At 65.6% G+C, this 7,530-nt stretch carries 1 protein-coding gene; it reads right to left on the bottom strand.

Features of this window, described 5'->3' with window-relative positions; genetic code table 11:
- Window positions 1-7,443: Ig-like domain-containing protein (locus tag GSQ88_RS30165; RefSeq protein WP_210253925.1), on the bottom strand; the 7,443-nt coding region annotated here is incomplete at its 3' end.
- Window positions 7,444-7,530: the final 87 nt, after the last annotated feature.

Below are 7,530 nucleotides of genomic sequence, written 5' to 3'. Positions count from 1 at the left end.
GCCCGCAAAGGTGCCGGTGGCCGGGTCGAATTTCAACCAGTCGGGCAGCGGCGTGCCGTCGGCCTGGCGCGCCTCGACGTAAACGACGTCGCCGCCAAGCGGCGCCTCCAGCGAGGCCAGCGCCAGATTGATCTGCACATTGGCGTCCGACGCGGTGGCCAATACCGGATCGGTATGCACCACGTTGAAGCTGAAGCCGCCGCCGGCGCCAGTGCCGATGCCGTCACCAACAGGAAGCAACGGACCGCGCGGGACATCACCAACCAGCGATGCCAGCGTGACGTTCGGCAGCGAGGGGGGCGTGCTGTTGTCGGTGAACACATGCTGAGGCGTAAAAAGATTGACGTTGACCGCGAACGCGGTGTTCGATGGCAAGCTGGTCAGGCCCGCCGTATCGGTCTCGGTCGCTGTGAACGTATGCAGCCCGGTGGCGAAGCTCGCCGTGGTGGTGATCTCGAAGTGCCCGCTGCCATCGACCGTGCCCGTGCCGACCACCGTCGTGGTGTTGCCGTCCGCATACAGCTTGACGGTCTCACCGGCCTCACCGGTGCCCTGCAGGTCGACCTTGCCGCCGATGACCACTTCGACCAGGGTCGTGATCACAGGTGCGCTGGGATTGACATCAACTGTCAGAGAGCTCGCTGCACTCGTCAGTTTCGCCGAATCGGTTTCCGTCGCCGTGAAGCTGTAGGCTCCATCGTGCAGGGCGGATGTCGTCGTCACGCTGAACATGCCGCCGGCACCGACCGTCCCGGTACCGACGATCGTCGCGCCGTTATAGAGCGTAACGGTGTCGCCAGCCTCGCCCGATCCGGTCACCGTTACCGTTTGGCCATTCACCGGCTGCCCAACAACCGCGAGCCCAGTCGGTGCGCTGGGATTAACATCGACCGTGAATGCCGGCGTCGATGCCGTGCTAGTCAGGCTTGCCGCATCAATTTCCTTGGCCGTGAACGTGTGCACCCCATCGTTAAAGGGCGCCGTGGTGGTGATGTCGAACTTGCCGCCCGCACCAACGGTCCCGGTACCGACAATCGTCGTGCCGCCGTCGGCATAGAGGTTGACCGTGTCGCCGGCTTCGCCGGTGCCCTGCAATTCAACCGTCCCGCCGTTGACCGGCTGGCCGACCACGGCGGTGATCGCCGGTGCGCTGGGATCGACGTCGACGGTGAATGCCGGTGTCGATGCCGGGCTGGTCAAGCTTGCCGCATCGGTCTCTTTGGCCGTGAAGCTGTGCACCCCATCGTTGAAGGTCGCCGTCGTCGTGATGTCGAACGTGCCGCCCGCACCGACGACTCCCGTGCCGACGACCGTCGTGCCGCCATCGGCATAGAGGTTGACGGTGTCGCCGACCTCGCCGGTGCCCTGCAGTTCGACCGTGCCGCCGTTGACCGGCTGGCCGACCACGGCCGTGATCGCCGGGGCGTCGGGATTGACGTAAGCCGTCACCGGTGCCGACATCGCGCTGGTCTGCGTCCCGTCGACGCTCTTGTCCGTCGCCGTCAACGTGTAGCTGCCGTCGGTAAAGGTCTTCGTCGTCGTGATGTCGAACTTGTCGCCCGCTCCAACCGTGCCGGTGCCGACCGCGACGCCGCCCTGATAGAGCGTGATCAGGTCGCCGACCGCATCTCCGGTCCCGGTGATCTCGATCGGGCCGCCGTTGGTCGCCGTCCCCTGCTGCGCCAGCCCTGTCGGCGCAACCGACTCGACACCGACCGTGAACGCCGGCGTCGATGCCGTGCTGGACAGGCTCGCCGCATCGACCTCCTTGGCGGTGAAGCTGTGCGTCCCATCGGCAAAGGTCTGCGTCGTCGTGATGTCGAACGTGCCACCCGCACCAACCACTCCGGTGCCGACAATCGTCGTGCCGCCGTCGGCATAAAGGTTGACGGTCTCGCCGGCCTCGCCGGTGCCCTGCAGTTCGACCGTGCCGCCATTGACCGGCGTGCCGACCACGGCGGTGATCGCCGGGGCGTTGGGATTAACATCAACGGTGAATGCCGGCGTCGATGCCGTGCTGCTCAGGCTCGCCGCATCGACCTCCTTGGCGGTGAACGTATGAACGCCGTCGGCATAGGTCGCGGTGGTGGTGATGTCGAACGTGCCGCCCGCGCCAACGATGCCGGTGCCGACGATCGTCGTGCCACCGTCGGCATAGAGGTTCACGGTCTCGCCGGCCTCGCCGGTGCCCTGCAATTCGACCGTGCCGCCGTTGACCGGCTGGCCGACTACGGCCGTGATGGCCGGTGCGGTGGGATCGACATCGACGGTGAATGCCGGCGTCGATGCCGTGCTGGTCAGGCTCGCCGCATCGGTCTCCTTGGCCGTGAAGGTATGCACCCCATCGGCATAGGTCGCGGTGGTGGTGATGTCGAATGTGCCGCCCGCGCCGACGATACCGGTGCCGACGATCGTCGTGCCGCCATCGGCATAGAGGTTGACGGTGTCGCCGACCTCGCCGGTGCCTTGCAGATCGACCCTGCCGCCGTTGAGCGGCTGGCCGACCACGGCGGTGATCTCAGGGGCGCTGGGATTAACATCGACGGTGAATGCCGGCGTCGATGCCGTGCTGGTCAGGCTTGCCGCATCGACCTCCTTGGCCGTGAAGGTGTGAACGCCGTCGGCATAGGTCGCCGTCGTCGTGATGTCGAACGTGCCGCCCGCACCAACCACTCCAGTGCCGACAATCGTCGTGCCGCCATCGGCGTAAAGGTTGACGGTGTCGCCGACTTCGCCGGTGCCCTGCAGCTCAACCGTGCCACCATTGACCGGCTGGCCGACCACCGCGGTGATCGCCGGGGCGCTCGGATCGACATCGACCGTAAATGCCGGCGTCGATGCCGCGCTGGTGAGGCTCGCCGCATCGACCTCCTTGGCTGTGAAGGTGTGCACCCCGTCGGCAAACGTCGCGGTGGTGGTGATGTCGAACGTACCGCCCGCGCCAACCACTCCGGTGCCGACAATCGTCGCGCCACCATCGGCATAGAGGTTGACGGTCTCGCCGGCCTCGCCGGTGCCCTGCAGGTCGACCGTGCCGCCATTGACCGGCTGGCCGACCACCGCGGTGATCGCCGGGGCGTTCGGATTAACATCGACCGTGAATGCCGGCGTCGATGCCGTGCTGGACAGGCTCGCCGCATCGGTTTCCTTGGCCGTGAAGGTATGAACGCCATCGTTAAAGGTCTGCGTCGTCGTGATGTCGAACGTGCCGCCTGCGCCAACTGTTCCGGAGCCGACAATCGTCGCGCCACCATCGGCATAGAGGTTGACGGTCTCACCGACTTCGCCGGTGCCCTGCAACTCGACCGTGCCGCCATTAATTAGCTGGCCGACCACCGCGGTGATCGCCGGGGCGCTCGGATTAACATCGACCGTGAATGCCGGCGTCGATGCCGTGCTGGTCAGGCTCGCCGTATCGACCTCCTTGGCCGTGAAGGTGTGAACGCCGTCGTTAAAGGTCGCGGTGGTGGTGATGTCGAACGTGCCGCCCGCACCGACGAGTCCAGTGCCGACAATCGTTGTGCCGCCGTCGGCATAGAGGTTGACGGTGTCGCCGACTTCGCCGGTGCCTTGCAGGTCGACCGTGCCGCCATTGACCGGCTGGCCGACCACGGCCGTGATCGCCGGGGCGTTCGGATTAACATCGACCGTGAATGCCGGCGTCGAAGCCGTGCTGGTCAGGCTCGCCGCATCGGTTTCCTTGGCCGTGAACGTATGCACGCCGTCGGCATAGGTCGCCGTCGTCGTGATGTCGAATGTGCCGCCCGCGCCGACGATACCGGTGCCGACAATCGTCGTGCCGCCGTCGGCATAGAGGTTGACGGTGTCGCCGACTTCGCCGGTGCCCTGCAGATCGACCGTGCCGCCGTTGACCGGCTGGCCGACCACCGCGGTGATCGCCGGAGCGCTCGGATTGACGTCGACCGTGAACGCCGGCGTCGATGCCGTGCTGGTCAGGCTCGCCGTATCGGTCTCCTTGGCCGTGAAGGTGTGCACTCCATCGTTAAAGGTCTGCGTCGTCGTAATGTCGAACGTGCCGCCGGCACCAACCGTGCCGGTGCCGATAATCGTCGTGCCACCATCGGCATAGAGGTTGACGGTGTCGCCGACTTCGCCGGTGCCCTGCAGATCGACCGTCCCGCCATTAACCGGCTGGCCGACCACGGCCGTGATCGCCGGTGCGTTCGGATCAACGTCGACCGTGAAGGCCGGCGTCGATGCTGTACTGGTCAGGCTCGCCGTATCGACCTCCTTGGCCGTGAAGCTGTGCACGCCATCGGCAAAGGTCGCCGTGGTGGTAATGTCGAACGTGCCGCCCGCACCAACCGTGCCGGTGCCGATAATAGTCGTGCCACCGTCGGCATAGAGGTTGACGGTCTCGCCGACCTCGCCGGTGCCCTGCAGATCAACCGTCCCGCCATTGACCGGCTGGCCGACCACCGCGGTGATCGCCGGGGCGTTCGGATTGACGTCGACCGCAAACTCGGGCGCCAAAGGAATCGTCGGATTCGACGCATTGGTCTCGGCCGCCGTGAAGTCGTGAACTCCGTCGGCGTAAGTCTTCGTGGTCGTGATGTCGAAGGTGCCGTCCGCGCGGACCGTTCCGGTGCCGACAATCACCGCAATGTTGCCGTCGGCATAAAGATTGATGGTGTCGCCTACCGTCACCCCGGTGCCGTCAAGTTCGACCGTGCCGCCGTTGACCGGCTGGCCGACCACGCTGGTGATCTGCGGCCCGAACGACGCGTTCGCGGTGGTGGTGACGGCCACGCTGTCGTTGGCATGTCCGCCGGCATTGTCGTTGACCTGCCAGGTCAGGGTGCGCGTGCCGTTGTTGGGGTTGGTCGCATCGAACTTCACTTCATCGAGCACGGTTTTGTAATCGGCGACCGTGTCGCTTCCGGTCAGCGTCAACGTCGTACCTGAAAACGAGTAGGTAATCGCGCCGATGTTCCCGCTGGTGAGACCGCCGATGGTGAGCGTATCGCCGGCTTGCGCGCCGGCGCTGATGGCCACGGTGGCGCCCGCGATCGTGGTGCCGTTGTAGTCGGTCACGCCCAGGCTCGGGTCGGCCAAAACCGCGCCGCTGCTCGCGGTCACGGTCGGCGGGGTGTAGGCGCCGACCGTGACGATCGGCGACGCGAACGCATCGAGCGTGGTGGTGCTGCCCGCCGCGCTGGTGCCGCCGCTGGTGTCGGTCACCGACCAGGCGACGGTGCGGGTCGCGTCGGTGCCGGCGATGGTCGGATCGCCGGTGAAGTCGTATTTGACGCTTTCGAGCGCCGTCTGGTAGTCGGCCGCGGTGGCGTTGCCGCTGGTCGTGGTGAGGGTCAGCACGCCGCCGCTCTGGGTGGCGGTGATGGTCGAACCGTCGCCGAAGGTCTCGGTCGTGGCGCCGCCGTTGAAGCTGAGTGTGTCGCCCGATTGGTAGCCGGCGGTGATCGTCACCGTCGCGCTGGTGATGTTGGTCGCATCGGTGACCGTGATCGCGCTGTCGAGCGGCGTGCCTGTGCTGCCCTGGCTCTGGTAGAACTGCACGGTGTTGCCGGCCGCGCCGATGACGGGATCCGCGATCATGCCGATGTAGAGGGTCTGGGTGGTGTCGACGCCGGCGCCGGACGGATGCGGAGTGTCATAGGCGATCGTGATCGCATTGGTGTCGATGACGCCGCCTGTCAGCGCCTTACCGTAGTTCTTGCCGCCAGCATAATCGTTAGGGGTGGTGTCGCGGACCGGCGAGGAATTGCTGTAGTTCGCCAGCGCACCGCCGCCCGTGAAATTGCTCGCATTGATCTCGACGAAGTAATTGCCGGCCGCCAGGCCGGTGAAGTCATAGATACCGAAGGCATTGGTGGTCGTGGTTTCCAGCGCGGTGCTACCGCCCGCGGCGAACACGGACACCGAGACGCCGGCGGTGCCGCTCTCGCCGGCATTGAGGACGCCGTTACCATTGGCGTCGTTGAATATCTCGCCGCCGAGCGTCAAGCTGTCGAGCGACACGGTCCCATTGGCGCTGACGGTGGTGAAGTTCGAGCCGCTGATGCTGCCGGTGAAGGTCGGCTTGACGATCAACTGATCGCTCTGGGCGTTGACCGTGAACTTGCCGGTGATGGTGACCGCGTCGTTGCCCGGCAGCGTGCCAAGCGTCACCGACGAGAAGCTCTGCGCCGTGAAGGCGGCGATCGTCCCGGTCGCGCCGCTGGTGGCGGACACATTGCCGCCATGCGGATCGGTCGCGGTCACGACGACCTCGAGGGTGTCGCCGACGTCGCCTGCCGCCAGCCGATAGCTCTGGCCGGTAGCGCCCGAGATGGCGACGAAGCCGGAGCCGGAGTTCTCTTCCCACTGATAGGTGACGGTGGCGTCGCTGTTGTCGACGGTGGGCGTGCTCGCCGTGAGGATCTGGCCGACCGTGTCGGTGCCGGTGATGGACGGCGTCGTCACCGTCAAATGATCGGCCACCGTCGCGGTCGCGGCGCTGGCCACGGTATCGATCAGTCCGCCGCTATAGACCGAGGTCTCGACGACGCGCAGGGTCGCGCCGACCTGGGCCTCGGTCAGCGTGAAGCTGGACGAGTTGGCGCCGGAGATGTCGATCCATTCCCCGTTCGAGAAGGCTTCCTGCCACTGGTAGCTCGCGCCGAGCACGGACACGGACAGCGTAGAGCCTTCCGTATCGGTGCCGTTAATGGTGGGCGTGCCGAAGGTCGGCCCGCTGGTCGGCGCCGTCGCGGTCGGCAAGCCGCCGCCATAACCGGTGCCGGTGACGGCAAGCGCAAAGTAGCCGCCTGTGTTGCCGGGTGTATTGTTGTTGTTCGCCAGGAAGGTCTCGACTGCCTGCCCGCTATCATTGCCCGGTCCGCTATAGGTGCTGAGCGTGCCGGCGGTCGCGGTCTCCGCGGTGAGATTGATCGCGAACGGCGAATGCGTGTCTCCGTCCTGGGTTAGTTCGATGTCGTCGGCGTTGGCAGCGCTTATCGCGGTCTGAGGAACACTGATTGTATTCTGTTGGTTACCGACGCTGCCGCCTATCGTCAAATTGAACGCATAAGAGTTGGTGATCGCGCCACCATCGTTGGGGCCGGGTTCGACGTAGATACCAACCTGCAAAGCCCCCTTGCTTGCCGCGCTGGTGCTTGGATCCTCGATGGTGTTGCCGATCATGGTCGCATTCAAGGTACCGGTCTCGTTGCCAGTGGTGGCCAGACCGCCCTGGAGCTCGATGCCGTTGGTGGCAAATTCATAAATGTAATTGTTCGCCACCATGGCGTTCATCGTGCCGCCGTTGAACTCGACCCAGAGCCCGATGCCAGCCGCGGACCCAAAACCGTCGGTTGTCGAGGCGTTGTGGGTTCCCGCCACGGCGCCGATCGTGTTGCCGCTGAAAGTGAGGTTGAGTGTCGCGGTGGTGGAAAAGCCGGCTTCGTCGTTGGCGATGATCACGGCGCTGCCATTGGCGCCGCTGAACGCGTTGTTCTCGATGTCGAAGGTGCTGGTGCTGCCGGCGACCGAACTGGCGATCGCCTCGAA

Source organism: Bradyrhizobium sp. S69 (assembly GCF_009766005.1).
In the GTDB taxonomy this organism is placed as follows: Bacteria; Pseudomonadota; Alphaproteobacteria; order Rhizobiales; family Xanthobacteraceae; genus Bradyrhizobium.
This window is presented reverse-complemented; position numbering and strand designations above follow the sequence as displayed.